Genomic DNA, 14,223 nt, shown 5'->3' with positions numbered 1-14,223 from the left:
ATGAGCGAGGGGGAGCGTACGGTGCGGCTGAGGCCGCCGAACAACACCCTGGACCCGAGGGCGGTCGGCTGGTGGCGCGCCCAGTGGCTGGTGCTGACCGCGGTGCCCGTGGTGGTCCTCGTCGTGCTGGGCGTGGCCATCGAGCCGGCCCGGTTCTGGCTGCTGCTGCCGGCCGCGGTGCTCGCGGTCCTCGGCGCCGGCTGCGCCGTCCTCTTCCCCCTCTGGTGGTTTCGCACCCACCGCTGGGAGGTCACCGACGAGGCGGTGTACGTCCGGACCGGGGTCTTCCGGCAGGAGTGGCGGATCGCCCCGATGTCCCGCATCCAGACCGTCGACACCGTGCGCGGGCCGCTCGAACAGCTCTACCGGCTCGCCACCGTCACCGTGACCACCGCCTCGTCCAAGGGAGCGGTACGGATCACGGGACTGGGCCACGAGCTGGCGGCCGAACTGGCCGAGCGGCTCACCCGCATCACCCAGGACACTCCCGGGGACGCCACATGAGCGCGGAGGCGACCGCTTCATCGGCCGGAGCGGGCGACGACGACGGCAGCGGCGCCGCCCTCGACGGCACCGCGGCGGCCACGGCCGCCGACACGGGCGCGGCCACGGCCGACCCGGACTGGCGGCGGCTGGACCGGCGCACCATCCTCGTGAGCGCGCTGCTCACGGGCGGTGTGGCGGCCGGTGCCGCGGTGCCCGTCACGCTCGGGCTGGCCGGGCGGTACGGGCCGGTGACGGCGGTGGCCCTGGTGGTGGCCGGTGCCCTCGGGCTGATCGGCTGCGCCACGGCGGGCGACCTCGTGCGGTGGCGCCGCACCCGCTACCACGTCGGCACCGAACGGGTCGAACTGCACACGGGGCTGTTCATGGTCAAGAAGCGCTCACTGGCCCGTGAGCGCGTCCGCAGCGTCGACCTCACCGCACACCTCCTGCAACGGGTCCTCGGTCTGGTCACCGTCCGCATCGGCACCGGCGAACACTCCGGCAGCGACTCCACCCTGGAACTCGACCCGGTCTCCAGGGCGGAGGGCGAACGGCTCCGCCGCGAACTGCTGGAACGCGGCGCCGCGGGCGCCCCGGGCACCCATCGCGAGGGCCGTCTCGCCGTCCTCGATCCGCGTTGGATCCGCTACGCGCCGGTGTCGTTCGTCGCCCCGGCGCTCGGCGGCGCGGCGGCCGGTGCGGTGATGCAGGTCAGCGACTGGTTCGGGGCACAGGGAAAGGTCATCGACTGGGCCGGCGACCGGTTCCGGGACACCGCGCTGCCCGCAGTGATCGGGATCCTCGCCCTCGCCGTGCTGGCCGCCGGGGTCGTCGGCGCGCTCGGCCTGTGGATCGAGATGTGGTGGAACTACCGGCTGGAGCGCGAACCGGGCGGCACCCTGCGCCTCCGGCGCGGTCTGCTGACCTCCCGCTCCGTCTCCATCGAGGAACGCCGACTGCGCGGTGTCGATCTCGTCGAACCCCTCGGTGTCCGGCTGTTCGGTGCCGCCCGGGTCGACGCGATCACCACCGGACTCGCCAAGGACGGCGAGGAGCACCACCGCGCCCACGACACGCTGCTGCCCGCCGCGCCCCGTTCCGTGGCCGACGCCGTGGCCGCCGACGTCCTGCGCGAAGCGGTCCCCCCGACCGGCGCCGCGCTGACCGGTCACCCCCCGGCGGCCCGGGGGCGGCGGCTGCGCCGGGCGCTGGTCGCCGTCGCCGTGCCCGTCCTCGTCCTGGCCGTGCTGGGAGCCCTGCTGACCCCCGTCCTGCTCTGGGTGGCGCTCGGCTGCGCGGTCGTGGGGCTGCCGCTGGGGCTGTTCCTGGCCCGGGACGCCTATTGGGCACTGGGCCACATGCTCAGCGGCGACTACCTGGTGGTCCGGTCCGGCACGCTCAGACGCTCCACCGCCGCGCTGGAGCGGGCCGGCGTCATCGGCTGGACGGTCCGGCAGACGTATTTCCAGCGGCGCTCCGGGGTGCTCCGCATCACCGCGACGACGGCTGCCGGGGCGGGAGCGTACACGGCGTACGACGCGGACGCGAGCGAAGGCCTCGACTTCGCTTCCCGGGCCGTCCCCGGCCTGCTGGAGCCCTTTCTGGAGCGCACCCCGCCGACCGGCTGAGACCGCGAGGACGCGCGCCCGGCGCGGCCCGGTCCCGGTACGACCACGGCGCCCCGACCGTACGGGTACGCCCCGCGCCCGGGACACCTCCGGCCGACCGCCCCGGGCACGGCGGCGGACGGAAACGACCGCGGGCCCGGCCGCTTCGAGAAGCGAACCGGGCCCGCGGGCAGTGGAACCGACGACCGTTCAGGACGAGGCCGGCGGATACAGGGCGCGCGGCAGCCGCGAGGCCGCCGGGGCGTCCAGCAGCCAGAGCGTCCGGGCACGGCCGTACGCCCCGGCCGCCGGGGCCTGGATCTCCCCGGCGCCCGAGAGCGCGATCTCCGCGGCCTCCGCCTTGTCCTCACCCGCGGCCAGCAGCCACACCTCGCGGGCGGCCCGGATCGCGGGCAGCGTCAGCGAGACACGGGTGGGCGGCGGCTTGGGAGCGCCGTGCACACCGACGACGGTGCGTTCGGTCTCCCGTACCGCGGGCAGTTCCGGGAAGAGCGAGGCCACGTGCGTGTCCGGGCCGACGCCCAGCATGAGCACGTCGAACGTCGGCACCGGGCCGTGGTCCTCCGGACCGGCCGCGGCGGCCAGTTCGGCGGCGTAGGCGGCCGCCGCCGTGTCCGCGTCGCCGCCCCAGGGACCGTCCGACGCGGGCATGGCGTGCACCCGCGACGGATCCAGCGGCACCGCGTCCAGCAGCGCCTCACGGGCCTGAGTGACATTGCGCTCCGGGTCACCCTCCAGCAGGAACCGCTCGTCGCCCCACCACAGGTCGAGCCGCGACCAGTCGATCGCGTCCCGGGCGGGCGCCGAGGCGAGGGCGGCCAGCAGACCGTTGCCGTTGCGCCCGCCGGTGAGGACCACCGAGGCGTGACCGCGCGCGGCCTGGGCGTCGACCACCTTCGTGATCAGCCGGGCCGCGGCGGCCTGCGCCATCAGTTCCTTGTCCCGGTGCACGACCAGCTGAGGGGCACTCACTTCGACGCCGCCTTCTTGGCCGAGGACTTGGCCGGGGCCTTCTTCGTGGCGGCCTGGGCGGGGGCCGAATCCGCCGAATCCGCCGGCTCGGCCGCCTTCGCCGGCTCCGGGGCGGCGGGCTTCGGCGCCGCCGGGGCGCCGAGCTTCTCCACCCCGAACCTCACCGTCGACTCGTAGGTGTTGTCCGGGTCCAGGCGCCGCAGTTCCTCGGCGAGCAGTTCGGCGGTCTCCCGCCGCTTGAGCGCCACCGCCCGGTCCGGCTGGCCCGGCATCGAGAGCGTGGCCATCGAACCGTCCGGCCGGTCCAGGACGATGACACCCTTCCCGGTCTCCATCCGGACGGCCGTCAGGCCGGGACCGTCGGACTCGACCCGCTCGACCGGGACCTCAAGCCGGTCCGCCAGCCACATGGCGAGCAGTTCGCAGCTCGGGTTCTCCGATTCGCCCTCGACCATCGCCGAGACGATCTCGGCGTGCTGCTGGTCGAGCGCGGCGGCCAGCATCGAGCGCCACGGTGTGACGCGGGTCCAGGCCAGGTCGGTGTCGCCGGGGGCGTACGACCGGGCGCGCAGAGTGAGTTCGCCGCAGGGCTGCTCCGCCGAGTAGGCGTCCGTGATCCGGCGCTGCGCGAGGGCGCCCAGCGGGTCCTTCGCCGGTTCCGCGGGGGCGTCCTGGGGCCACCAGACCACGACCGGGGCGTCCGGCAGGAGCAGCGGCAGGACCACCGACTGGGCGTGGTTGGCGAGCTCGCCGTGCAGGCGCAGCACGACCGTCTCGCCGGTGCCCGCGTCGGAGCCGACCCGGACCTCGGCGTCGAGCCGGGCGTCCCGGCGGCTGCGCGGCGAGCGGGAGGCCCGCCTGATCACCGCGATGATCCGCGAGGGGTGCTCGCGGGAGGCGTCGCCGGCCGCCTTGAGCGCGTCGTACGCGTTCTCCTCGTCGGTGACGATGACCAGGGTCAGCACCATGCCGATGGCCGGGGTGCCGATGGCGCGCCGGGCGGACACCAACGCCTGGTTGATCTTGCTGGAGGTGGTCTCCGTGAGGTCGATCTTCATGGCCGGCGCCAGCTCCGTCCGTCTCGTGCGAGCATCTCGTCCGCCTCGGCCGGGCCCCAGGTGCCCGCCGGGTACTGCGCGGGCTTGCCGTGCTCGGCCCAGTACTCCTCGATCGGGTCGAGGATGTTCCAGGAGAGCTCGACCTCCTGGTGCCGCGGGAAGAGGTTGGCGTCGCCGAGCAGCACATCGAGGATGAGCCGTTCGTACGCCTCCGGGCTCGACTCCGTGAAGGACTCGCCGTACGCGAAGTCCATCGTGACGTCCCGGACCTCCATCGAGGTGCCGGGCACCTTGGAGCCGAACCGGACGGTCACGCCCTCGTCCGGCTGGACCCGGATGACCAGGGCGTTCCCGCCCAGCTCCTTCGTCGCGCCGGACTCGAAGGGCAGGTACGGGGCGCGCTTGAAGACGACCGCGATCTCCGTGACCCGGCGTCCGAGCCGCTTTCCGGTACGGAGGTAGAACGGCACGCCCGCCCAGCGGCGGTTGTTGATCGTCAGCTTGATCGCGGCGAAGGTGTCGGTCGTCGACCCGGGGTCGATGCCGTCCTCCTCCAGATAGCCGCGGACCTCCTCGCCGCCCTGCCAGGCGTGCGCGTACTGGCCGCGCACCGTGTGCTTGCCCAGGTCCTCCGGCAGGTCCACCGCCGCGAGCACCTTGAGCTTCTCGGCGACCAGGGCCTTCGGATGGAAGGAGCCGGGCTCCTCCATCGCGGTCAGCGCCAGGAGCTGGAGCAGGTGGTTCTGGATGACGTCACGGGCGGCGCCGATGCCGTCGTAGTAGCCGGCCCGGCCGCCGATGCCGATGTCCTCGGCCATCGTGATCTGGACGTGGTCGACGTACGACCTGTTCCAGATCGGCTCGAACATCGTGTTGGCGAACCGCAGCGCCAGGATGTTCTGGACCGTTTCCTTGCCGAGGTAGTGGTCGATCCGGAAGACCTCGTTCGGCGGGAACACGTCGTGCACGATCCGGTTGAGCTCCTGAGCGCTCCGCAGGTCGTGCCCGAAGGGCTTCTCGATGACGGCGCGCCGCCAGGAGCCCTCCTTCTGATCGGCGAGGCCGTGCTTCTTGAGCTGCTGGACGACCTTGGGGAAGAACTTCGGGGGCACGGACAGGTAGAAGGCGAAGTTGCCACCCGTGCCCTGCTCCTCGTCGAGCTCCTGGATCGTCGCCTTCAGAGTTTCGAACGCCTCGTCGTCGTCGAAGTTGCCCTGGACGAAGCGCATCCCCTGGATGAGCTGCTGCCAGACCTCTTCGCGGAACGGGGTACGGGCATGCTGCTTGACGGCGTCGTGGACCTCCTGCGCGAAGTCTTCGTCCTGCCACTCGCGGCGCGCGAAACCGACGAGCGAGAAGCCCGGCGGCAGCAGGCCGCGATTGGCCAGGTCGTAGACGGCGGGCATGAGCTTCTTACGGGACAGATCACCCGTGACGCCGAAGATCACCAGTCCCGACGGCCCCGCGATGCGCGGGAGCCGTCGGTCCTGGGGGTCACGAAGCGGGTTGGCTCCGGGAACACCAGACAAGGTGGTCAGCCCTCCGAAGGGGCGAGGCGCTTGAGTTCCGCCTCGGTCGAGTTGAGCAGGTCGATCCAGGACGTCTCGAACTTCTCGACTCCCTCGTCCTCCAGCAGCCGGACGACGTCGTCGTAGGAGATTCCGAGCTCCGCCACGGCGTCGAGCTCGGCCCGGGCCTGCTCGTAGGTTCCGGCGATGGTGTTGCCGGTGATCACGCCGTGGTCGGCGGTGGCGTCCAGGGTGGCCTCGGGCATGGTGTTCACCGTGCCGGGGGCCGTCAGTTCGTCGACGTACAGGGTGTCCTTGTACGCCGGGTCCTTGACGCCGGTCGAGGCCCAGAGCGGACGCTGCTTGTTGGCGCGCGCGCTGTCCAGGGCGGCCCAGCGCTCCGACGGCGGCGTCGATCCGTCCGCGGAGCCGAAGACCTCCTCGAACGCCTGGTAGGCGAGGCGGGCGTTGGCGAGCGCCGCCTTGCCCCTGAGCGCCGCGGCCTGAGGGGTGCCGATCGCGTCGAGCCGCTTGTCGATCTCGGTGTCCACGCGGGACACGAAGAACGAGGCCACCGAGTGGATCTTGGACAGGTCCAGGCCCGCGGCCTTCGCCTTCTCCAGGCCCGCCAGGTAGGCGTCCATGACCTCGCGGTAGCGCTCCAGCGAGAAGATCAGCGTGACGTTGACGCTGATGCCCCTGCCGATGACCTCGGTGATCGCCGGCAGGCCGGCCTTGGTCGCCGGGATCTTGATGAGCGTGTTGGGCCGGTCCACCAGCCAGGCCAGCTGCTTGGCCTCGGCGACGGTGGCGGCGGTGTGGTGGGCCAGACGCGGGTCGACCTCGATGGAGACCCGGCCGTCCTGGCCGCCCGTGGCGTCGAAGACGGGGCGCAGGATGTCCGCCGCGTCCCGCACGTCGGCCGTCGTGATCATGCGGATGGCCTCGTCGACCGTGACCTTGCGGGTGGCGAGGTCGGTGAGCTGGCGCTCGTACCCGTCACCGCCCGAGATCGCCTTCTGGAAGATCGACGGGTTGGTGGTGACGCCCACCACGTGCTGCTCGTCGATCAGCTCGGCCAGGTTGCCGGAGGTGATCCGCTTGCGCGACAGGTCGTCGAGCCAGATCGCCACGCCCTCGTCCGAGAGGCGCTTGAGTGCGTCCGTCATGGGAATTGCATCTCCTACTTGTCTTTATATACGGCGTCAGCGCGCGGCGGCGGCGAGAGATTCCCGTGCGGCGGCGGCGACGCGCTCGCCGGTGAAGCCGAACTCGCGGAAGAGGATTTTGGCGTCGGCCGAGGCACCGAAGTGCTCCAGCGACACGATCCGGCCGGCGTCCCCGACGTACCGGTGCCAGGTGAGGCCGACACCGGCCTCGACCGCGACCCTGGCCTTCACGGACGGCGGCAGGACGCTGTCCTTGTACGCCTGGTCCTGCTCCTCGAACCACTCGACCGACGGCATCGACACCACACGGGTCGGAACGCCGGCCGCCTGCAGTTCCTCGCGCGCCTCGACGGCGAGGTGCACCTCGGAGCCCGTGGCGATCAGCAGCACCTGGGCGTCGCCGCCCTCGGCCTCGAAGAGCACGTAGCCGCCCTTGGCCGCGTCCTCGTTCGCCTCGTACGTCGGTACGCCCTGGCGGGTCAGCGCCAGGCCGTGCGGGGTCCCCTTGCCGAACACCTTGGTGTGGCGGCGCAGGATCTCGCGCCAGGCGACGGCGGTCTCGTTGGCGTCGGCCGGGCGGACGATGTTCAGGCCCGGGATGGCGCGCAGCGAGGCCAGGTGCTCCACCGGCTGGTGGGTCGGGCCGTCCTCGCCCAGGCCGATCGAGTCGTGCGTCCACACGTACGTCACCGGCAGGTGCATCAGCGCGGACAGCCGCACGGCGTTGCGCATGTAGTCGGAGAACACCAGGAAGGTGCCGGCGTAGATCCGGGTGTTGCCGTGCAGCGCGATGCCGTTCATGGCCGCGGCCATGGCGTGCTCGCGGATGCCGAAGTGGATCGTGCGGCCGTACGGGTCGGCGCCCGGCAGCGGGTTGCCCGTGGGGAGGAACGACGACGTCTTGTCGATCGTCGTGTTGTTCGAGCCCGCCAGGTCGGCGGAGCCGCCCCACAGCTCGGGGAGGACCTCGCCGAGCGACTGGAGCACCTTGCCGGAGGCGGCACGGGTGGCCACGTTCTTGCCGGGCTCGAAGACCGGGAGCCTGTCCTCCCAGCCCGCGGGCAGCTCGCCGGCGGAGATCCGGTCGAACTCTGCGGCGCGCTCCGGGTTGGCGGTGCGCCACGCGGCGAGGGACTTCTCCCACTCGGCCCGGGCCTCGCGGCCGCGGTCCAGCGCCGTGCGGGTGTGCGCGATGACCTCGTCGGAGACCTCGAAGGACTTCTCCGGGTCGAAGCCGAGCACCCTCTTCGTCGCGGCGACCTCCTCCTCGCCCAGCGCCGAGCCGTGCGAGGCCTCGGTGTTCTGCGCGTTGGGGGCGGGCCAGGCGATGATCGAGCGGGCGGCGATGAAGGAGGGGCGCTCGGTCTCGGCCCGGGCGGCCTCCAGCGCCCGGTGGAGCCCCGCCGGGTCCAGGTCGCCGTTGGGCGACTGCTCGACGCGCTGGACGTGCCAGCCGTACGACTCGTAGCGCTTGAGGGTGTCCTCGGAGACCGCGGTCTGCGTGTCACCCTCGATCGAGATGTGGTTGTCGTCCCACAGCAGGACCAGGTTGCCCAGCTTCTGGTGCCCGGCCAGCGAGGACGCCTCTGCGGAGATGCCCTCCTGGAGGCAGCCGTCGCCCGCGACGACCCAGATCATGTGGTCGAACGGAGAGGTGCCGGGGACCGCCTCCGGGTCGAACAGCCCGCGCTCGTAGCGCGCGGCCATCGCCATGCCCACGGCGTTGGCGACGCCCTGGCCCAGCGGGCCCGTGGTCGTCTCCACACCGGCGGTGTGGCCGTACTCCGGGTGGCCCGGGGTCTTGGAGCCCCAGGTACGGAAGGACTTGAGGTCGTCGAGTTCCAGGCCGTACCCGGCCAGGTAGAGCTGGATGTAGAGGGTCAGGCTGCTGTGTCCGGCGGACAGCACGAACCGGTCGCGGCCGGTCCACTCCGGGTCGGCGGGGTCATGCCGCATCACCTTCTGGAAAAGGGTGTACGCGGCGGGAGCCAGGCTCATCGCTGTGCCCGGGTGGCCGTTTCCGACCTTCTGCACGGCGTCGGCGGCAAGGACGCGAGCGGTGTCCACGGCCCGCTGGTCCACTTCGGTCCACTGGAGATCTGTGGTGGTCGGCTTGGTGCTCACCCTGAGTCAGGGCTCCTCTCCACTGTCGTCAACCGGTGACTGTGACCGCACCGGGGTTGTCGAGCCTACCTGTGTCGGAACGCGTGTTTTCCGCTGCTTTCCAGGGTGCGGGCGGCCCCGCCGGTTCGCCTCCCGTATGAGCGCGGAGCCCCACTTCTGCGCCGCTCCGGTGAGCGGGGAACGGTGCTTCTGTGCCGCTCCCGCGAGCGGTTCCTCCGTGCTTCCGCGGCTGCTCTCCCGGGCGGGGAGCCGCGCGCCTGCCCGGCCGTGACGTACGGGCGGGGCCGCCTGTACGGGCACCGGCCCTGCGGGCGTGTCTCCGGCGGATCGTGTATGGGGCGTGCCGCTCCGGCGGCGTTCGTCCCGGGCCCGGACGGGGGGAGCCGACCGTTCCGCACGACCGTGTGGAGTGCGATTGCCTGCCTCCGGGCCCCTCCAACACGAGCCCACCCCCGCGAAGGACGGCATGTTCCCAACGTCTACAGTGGTCTGGTTCGTGCAAGTCTTTACCGGGCCCTCACGCCTGGAGCTTGCTGGATTTCTCTGTCAGGGGTGTGCGTGACGGCCGTCGAGTCCCGACCCGCAGGGGTCGCCTTGACTCCCAGCCCGGGGGGCCATCGCCCGTTCGGGGCCCGTGTCAAGGCATTCGTGGCGCTGACCAAGCCTCGGATCATCGAACTGCTGCTGATCACCACCGTGCCGGTGATGTTCCTGGCGGCCCAGGGCGTGCCCGATCTGTGGCTGGTGCTTGTGACCACCATCGGCGGCTACCTCTCCGCAGGTGGGGCCAACGCGCTGAACATGTACATCGACCGCGACATCGACGCGCTGATGGAGCGCACGTCGCAGCGTCCGCTGGTCACCGGCATGGTGAGCCCGCGCGAGTGCCTGGCGTTCGGGCTCGCGCTCACGGTGATCTCCACGGTCTGGTTCGGTCTGCTGGTCAACTGGCTCTCGGCCGCGCTGGCCCTCGGCGCGCTGCTGTTCTACGTCGTGGGCTACACGCTGGTGCTGAAGCGGCGTACCGCGCAGAACATCGTCTGGGGTGGCATCGCGGGCTGCATGCCGGTCCTCATCGGCTGGTCGTCCGTGACGAACTCGATGTCGTGGGCCGCGGTGATCCTCTTCGTCGTGATGTTCTTCTGGACGCCGCCGCACTACTGGCCGCTCTCGATGAAGGTGAAGGAGGACTACGCCCGCGTCGGAGTCCCGATGCTGCCGGTCGTCGCGTCCAACCGCGTGGTGGCCCGCCAGATCGTGCTCTACAGCTGGGTGATGGTCTTCGTCTCGCTGCTGCTGACCCCGCTCGGCTACACCGGCTGGTTCTACACCGCGGTGGCGCTGCTGACCGGCGGCTTCTGGCTGTGGGAGGCGCACGCCCTGCTCAACCGGGCCAAGGCGGGAGTGACGGGCGCCAAGCTCAAGGAGATGCGGCTGTTCCACTGGTCGATCACCTATGTCTCGCTGCTCTTCCTGGCCGTCGCGATCGATCCCTTCCTGCGGTAGTCCCGCTTCTTCCCGCGGTCTTCCCGCTTCGGGCAGCCCCGCTTTCCGGGCGGCCGCTCCTTCTCGGAGCGGCCCGGGAGGCGGGGCTGTCCCGTTCCACCGGTTCCGCCGAGGGGCGGGGTGCGTGGCCCACGCCACGTGCCCTTCCTGTCGCACGTCGATCTACCCGTGGGTAGCATCCTGACCATGGCAGAGACGGCTGAGAACCAGGTGGAGAGCGGCAAGCGGGCGGCCCGTGCGGAGCGCAGGGCGGCGAAGCTCGCCAAGCAGATCGGCGCCTTCTCCAAGGCGCACGGCGGTGCCGAGGGGCAGCTCGCCTACATCGGGCAGATGGGCGCCCGCATCGTTCTGGTGGGCGAGGACGGCGGCTGGGGCGATCTGGTCGCCCCTTCGTACGAGATCGCCGAGAGCGCCGCCCGTAAGGCCGGTATCACGATGCACGAGTCCTTCGACGGGGACTTCGCGGCGAAGGTCCGCACCGGCCCGTACGAGTGGACGCGGATGGCCGGAATCCAGGTGGGCGGCCCGTCCAACGCGTCCTGAACGCACGCACCCGTACGACGACGGCTCGCCCGTACGGAGCACGGCTCCCGCACGGCGACGGCCGATGCGGGCAGATGGCTCCCGTGCGACGGCTGCCGCCCGCGCGGCGGAGGGCTCCACAACGCGCCGATGCCGGACGGTCCTCGACCAGGACCGTCCGGCATCGGCGCGTTGTGACGTACCGGGGGCCACCCGCCTCACCCCGCGGCGGCCGGCTCCGGCTTCTGGGCGGCGGGGCCGGGGACCGCGGGCTCGGCCGCCGGGCGCTCGCGCAGCGCCAGCAGCACCCGTACCACCGCGATCCACACCAGGCACGAACCGAACATGTGCAGGCCGACCAGGAGTTCCGGGGTGTCCGTGAAGTACTGGACATAACCGATCACGCCCTGGCCCAGCAGCACCAGGAACAGGTCACGGGTCCGGCGCCGGGGGCCGGCCGGAGCGTTCACGGCCTTCAGCGCGAACCAGAGGGCGACGGTCAGCGCCACCACGACCCAGGCCAGATCGGCGTGCAGCTGAGAGACCATCGTCCAGTCGATCGGGATGCGGGGCACGTCGCTGGAGTCGCCCGCGTGCCGTCCGGCGCCCGTGACGACGGTGCCGACCGCGATCAGCAGCCCCGCCGCCACCGCGAGCAGCCAGGTCAGCTGGGACACCGCCTTGCCCACCAGCGGCCGGGGTGCCTCGTCGCCCTCGCCGATCCGCTGCCACATCACGACCGCGACCGTGATCAGCGTCGTGGTGAGCAGGAAGTGCGCCGCGACCGTGTACGGGTTGAGGCCGACCAGCACCACGATGCCGCCGAGCACCGCGTTGCCCATGACCACCCAGAACTGTGCCCAGCCGAGCCGGGTGAGGCTGCGCCGCCAGGGCTTGGCCGAGCGGGCCGCGATGATCGCCCAGCCGACGGCCGCGCACAGGACGTACGTCAGCAGGCGGTTGCCGAACTCGATGGCGCCGTGCAGGCCCATCTCGCTCGTCGCCGTGAGGCTGTCCTCGGTGCACTTGGGCCAGGTGGGGCAGCCGAGGCCGGAACCGGTGAGCCGTACCGCACCGCCGGTCACGACGATGAGGACCGACATCACGACGGCCGACAGGGCGGCACGGCGGACGACACGGTCCGTCGGTGTCCACCGTTCGGCGATGTAGGGAAGCGGATTCCGCACGGCTTGAGCGACTTCGGCTCGGGTCAGCTTGGGCACGCGCACCATCGTAGGCGGCGGCTTGTGCAAGCTTTCACGAGGGGGACGAATTGCGCGAGACCCCGACGGAGTGCCGTCAAGGGGTCACGTCCCGCACCCGGACCGGGGCGCTCAAACGCCCGTAACGCCCGCCCTCGCTCGCGTCGCGCACCCGGACCACGGCGCCCCGGCACCCGTCCGGCTCATTCCCAGCGGAAGAACTTCGCCGCCGCACCCAGCCCGAGCACCGCCCACGCCGCCAGCACGCCGAGGTCGCCCCACGGCATCCCGGCACCGTGCTGGAGGATGTCGCGCAGTCCGTTCGACAGGGCCGAGATCGGCAGCAGCCCGAGCACCGACTGCGCCGCGTCCGGGAACTTGTCCAGCGGCACGATCACCCCGCCGCCGACCAGCAGCAGCAGGAAGACGAGGTTGGCCGCGGCCAGTGTGGCCTCCGCCCGCAGCGTCCCGGCCATCAGCAGCCCGAGTCCGGAGAACGCGGCCGTGCCGAGCACCAGCAGCAGCACCACGGCGAGGGGGTTGCCGTGCGGCGACCAGCCCAGCGCGAACGCGATCACCGTGAGGAGCACCACTTGCAGCACCTCGGTGACCAGGACCGAAAGGGTCTTGGCGGTCATCAGCGCCCAGCGCGGCAGTGGTGAGGCGCCGAGCCGCTTGAGCACGCCGTAGCGCCGCTCGAAACCGGTGGCGATGGCCTGGCCGGTGAAGGCCGTGGACATCACGGCGAGCGCCAGGACGCCGGGCGTCAGGAAGTCCACGGACCGTCCCGCGCCGGTGTCCACGATGTCGACCGCGCTGAACAGCACCAGCAGCAGCGTCGGGATGATCACCGTCAGCAGCAGCTGCTCGCCGTTGCGGAGCAGCATCCGCGTCTCCAGTGCCGCCTGCGCGGCGATCATCCGGGAGAGCGGGGCGGCGGCCGGCCGCGGGGCGTACGTACCGGCGCTCATGCGCGCAGCTCCTTGCCGGTCAGTTCGAGGAAGACGTCCTCCAGGGTGTGCCGCTCGACGGAGATGCCGGACGGCATGACCTCGTGCTGGGCGCACCAGGAGGTGACGGTGGCCAGCAGCTGCGGGTCGATGTCGGCGGTGATGCGGTACGTGCCCGGGGTGGGCTCGGCCGCCTCCGCCCCGTCGGGCAGGGCCTTCAGCAGGGAGCCCAGGTCGAGTCCGGGGCGCCCGGTGAAACGCAGGGTGTTCTCGGCGCCGCCGCGGCAGAGCGCCTCGGGGCTGCCCTGGGCGATGACCCGGCCCGCGTCGATGACGGCGACGTCGTCGGCGAGCTCCTCGGCCTCGTCCATGAAGTGCGTGGTGAGCACGACGGACACGCCGTCGGTGCGCAGCTCGCGCACGAGGTCCCAGGTGGAGCGGCGGGCCTGCGGGTCGAGCCCGGCGGTCGGCTCGTCGAGGAAGACCAGCTCGGGGCGGCCCACCACGGCCATCGCCAGGGAGAGGCGCTGCTGCTGACCGCCGGAGAGCCGGCGGTAGGTGGTGCGGCCGCAGGTGCCCAGGCCGAGGCGTTCCACGAGCGTGTCGACGTCCAGCGGGTGGGCGTGGAGCTTCGCCATGTGCCGGAGCATCTCGTCCGCGCGCGCCCCGGAGTAGATGCCGCCGGACTGGAGCATCACGCCGATCCGCGGGCGCAGCCGGGCCGCGTCCGCGACGGGGTCGAGGCCGAGGACCCGCACCGTACCGGCGTCGGGGCGGCGGTAGCCCTCGCAGGTCTCGACGGTGGTGGTCTTGCCCGCGCCGTTGGGGCCGAGGACGGCGGTGACCGTACCGGCGCGGACGCTCAGGTCGAGGCCGTCCACCGCGGTCTTGCGGCCGTACCGCTTCACCAGCCCGCGGATCTGGACGACCGGCTCGCTCTTCATGGCCGGTAAGTCTAAGGGCTGCCCTGCGACCCCCGACGGGCGCCCGACGAGGGCCGCGGCACCTCGTCGCGGCGGCGGCACGCCCGCGGACATCCGGAGTGCGGGCGCCCCTGTGCCGTGCGGTGCGCCGCACCCGGCGCCGCGCGCTGAACCG

Annotated in this window: 12 protein-coding genes; 4 read left to right on the top strand and 8 right to left on the bottom strand. The window is 72.0% G+C overall.

The features are described from left to right. Together ACIHCL_RS00590 and ACIHCL_RS00585 are read left to right on the top strand one after the other, a co-directional pair. Complete coding sequence (locus tag ACIHCL_RS00590) at positions 1-504, top strand: PH domain-containing protein (protein WP_399855202.1); 504 nt, start codon at positions 1-3, stop codon at positions 502-504. Beyond that, complete coding sequence (locus tag ACIHCL_RS00585) at positions 501-2,114, top strand: PH domain-containing protein (protein ID WP_399855200.1); 1,614 nt, start codon at positions 501-503, stop codon at positions 2,112-2,114. The genes ACIHCL_RS00590 and ACIHCL_RS00585 overlap by 4 nt, the downstream gene beginning before the upstream one ends. A gap of 189 nt (positions 2,115-2,303) precedes the next feature. Here ACIHCL_RS00585 and pgl read toward each other — a convergent pair whose 3' ends face one another. Genes pgl through tkt form a run of 5 tightly spaced genes read right to left on the bottom strand, consistent with a single transcriptional unit; the run spans position 2,304 to position 8,945 of the window. Next, positions 2,304-3,086 carry a 6-phosphogluconolactonase gene (gene pgl / locus ACIHCL_RS00580; RefSeq protein WP_399855198.1) on the bottom strand — a complete coding sequence of 261 codons (783 nt, stop codon included), beginning with the start codon at positions 3,084-3,086 and terminating at the stop codon, positions 2,304-2,306. Then, on the bottom strand, positions 3,083-4,144 hold the full coding sequence (gene opcA, locus ACIHCL_RS00575) for a glucose-6-phosphate dehydrogenase assembly protein OpcA (protein ID WP_399855195.1): 1,062 nt from the start codon (positions 4,142-4,144) through the stop codon (positions 3,083-3,085). The genes pgl and opcA overlap by 4 nt, the downstream gene beginning before the upstream one ends. After that, complete coding sequence (gene zwf / locus ACIHCL_RS00570) at positions 4,141-5,673, bottom strand: glucose-6-phosphate dehydrogenase (RefSeq protein WP_399855192.1); 1,533 nt, start codon at positions 5,671-5,673, stop codon at positions 4,141-4,143. The genes opcA and zwf overlap by 4 nt, the downstream gene beginning before the upstream one ends. A 5-nt stretch (positions 5,674-5,678) precedes the next feature. Continuing rightward, a complete protein-coding gene (tal, locus tag ACIHCL_RS00565) occupies positions 5,679-6,821 on the bottom strand; it encodes a transaldolase (protein WP_399855190.1) in 1,143 nt (380 codons plus the stop codon). A gap of 36 nt (positions 6,822-6,857) precedes the next feature. Then, positions 6,858-8,945, bottom strand: a complete 2,088-nt coding sequence (tkt, locus tag ACIHCL_RS00560; protein WP_399855187.1) for a transketolase — start codon at positions 8,943-8,945, stop codon at positions 6,858-6,860. 552 nt (positions 8,946-9,497) lie between these two features. Between tkt and ACIHCL_RS00555 the strand changes: the two genes are divergently transcribed. After that, a complete protein-coding gene (locus ACIHCL_RS00555; protein WP_399855185.1) occupies positions 9,498-10,451 on the top strand; it encodes a heme o synthase in 954 nt (317 codons plus the stop codon). Between the two features lie 186 nt (positions 10,452-10,637). Continuing rightward, positions 10,638-10,994: a hypothetical protein gene (locus ACIHCL_RS00550; protein ID WP_399855182.1), complete on the top strand. Its 357-nt coding sequence runs from the start codon at positions 10,638-10,640 to the stop codon at positions 10,992-10,994. A 197-nt stretch (positions 10,995-11,191) separates the two neighbouring features. Here the strand turns inward: ACIHCL_RS00550 and ACIHCL_RS00545 are convergent, their stop codons facing one another. The 3 genes from ACIHCL_RS00545 to ACIHCL_RS00535 all read right to left on the bottom strand — a co-directional run bounded on the left by ACIHCL_RS00545 (position 11,192) and on the right by ACIHCL_RS00535 (position 14,069). Then, on the bottom strand, positions 11,192-12,205 hold the full coding sequence (locus tag ACIHCL_RS00545; protein ID WP_399855179.1) for a heme A synthase: 1,014 nt from the start codon (positions 12,203-12,205) through the stop codon (positions 11,192-11,194). Positions 12,206-12,378: 173 nt separating this feature from the next. After that, positions 12,379-13,146, bottom strand: a complete 768-nt coding sequence (locus ACIHCL_RS00540) for an ABC transporter permease (protein WP_399855177.1) — start codon at positions 13,144-13,146, stop codon at positions 12,379-12,381. Further along, positions 13,143-14,069 carry an ABC transporter ATP-binding protein gene (locus ACIHCL_RS00535; protein WP_399855174.1) on the bottom strand — a complete coding sequence of 309 codons (927 nt, stop codon included), beginning with the start codon at positions 14,067-14,069 and terminating at the stop codon, positions 13,143-13,145. The genes ACIHCL_RS00540 and ACIHCL_RS00535 overlap by 4 nt, the downstream gene beginning before the upstream one ends. Positions 14,070-14,223: the final 154 nt, after the last annotated feature.

Origin of the sequence: Streptomyces sp. NPDC052042, assembly GCF_044548345.1 — a bacterium.
Taxonomy (GTDB): domain Bacteria; phylum Actinomycetota; class Actinomycetes; order Streptomycetales; family Streptomycetaceae; genus Streptomyces.
Note: the sequence above shows the minus strand (reverse complement) of the source record. Positions and strands in the feature narration are given on the sequence as shown.

Bases quoted from the DNA above. Each gene is read 5' to 3' on its own strand.
- ACIHCL_RS00590 (WP_399855202.1), top strand. From the start codon at position 1: ATGAGCGAGGGGGAGCGTACGGTGCGGCTGAGGCCGCCGAACAACACC.
- ACIHCL_RS00545 (WP_399855179.1), bottom strand. From the start codon at position 12,205: ATGGTGCGCGTGCCCAAGCTGACCCGAGCCGAAGTCGCTCAAGCCGTG.
- ACIHCL_RS00585 (WP_399855200.1), top strand. From the start codon at position 501: ATGAGCGCGGAGGCGACCGCTTCATCGGCCGGAGCGGGCGACGACGAC.
- ACIHCL_RS00535 (WP_399855174.1), bottom strand. From the start codon at position 14,069: ATGAAGAGCGAGCCGGTCGTCCAGATCCGCGGGCTGGTGAAGCGGTAC.
- ACIHCL_RS00540 (WP_399855177.1), bottom strand. From the start codon at position 13,146: ATGAGCGCCGGTACGTACGCCCCGCGGCCGGCCGCCGCCCCGCTCTCC.
- opcA (WP_399855195.1), bottom strand. From the start codon at position 4,144: ATGAAGATCGACCTCACGGAGACCACCTCCAGCAAGATCAACCAGGCG.
- ACIHCL_RS00550 (WP_399855182.1), top strand. From the start codon at position 10,638: ATGGCAGAGACGGCTGAGAACCAGGTGGAGAGCGGCAAGCGGGCGGCC.
- tal (WP_399855190.1), bottom strand. From the start codon at position 6,821: ATGACGGACGCACTCAAGCGCCTCTCGGACGAGGGCGTGGCGATCTGG.